This window comes from Roseixanthobacter psychrophilus (assembly GCF_043195195.1).
GTDB lineage: Bacteria > Pseudomonadota > Alphaproteobacteria > Rhizobiales > Xanthobacteraceae > NCEH01.
In genome coordinates, this window is the sequence record NZ_JBAFWT010000182.1 from 1 (window position 1) to 494 (window position 494).

General features: G+C 65.2%; 1 protein-coding gene. It reads right to left on the reverse strand.

Annotated elements, in window-relative coordinates; genetic code table 11:
- Positions 1-55 precede the first annotated feature (55 nt).
- On the reverse strand, positions 56-494 hold a 439-nt coding region (locus V5F77_RS29115), incomplete at its 5' end, for a substrate binding domain-containing protein (RefSeq protein ID WP_429008518.1).

Here is a 494-nt window from a genome sequence, read left to right on the forward strand (position 1 = left end):
CGCCAACTTCAGACATTTGACGCGTGTCGGAAACCCGATATTCGCACCGCCAGGGTCACGCGGCCCCCGTGTCAGGCGCGATCTCCCGCACGAAGTCCAGAAAGGCCCCTACCTTTGCCGGCGGCAGGTGACGCGAGGGATGGTAGGCGTAGAGCGGATAAAGCTCCTCCGACCACTCTGGCAAGACCAGCACGAGGTCGCCCCCTGACAAAAAGGGCGCGAGACCTAGGGCGAGACTCTGGAAAATCCCCTGGCCTGCCACGCAGGCGGAGACCGCGACCGAAGGATCGTCCAGCACAAGGCGGCTCGGGACCTTGACCTCGATCAGCTCGCCGTTGCGGTGAAACTCCCAGGGAAACGGCAGGCCGGTCTGCGGATTGCGGAACAGCAGCGCCTCGTGATGGACAAGGTCGTGCGGCGAGTGCGGTTCCCCATGCCGCTCCAGATAGGCGGGTGCGGCCACCGTCACAACGCGCGTGTCCAGCAGCTTCCGG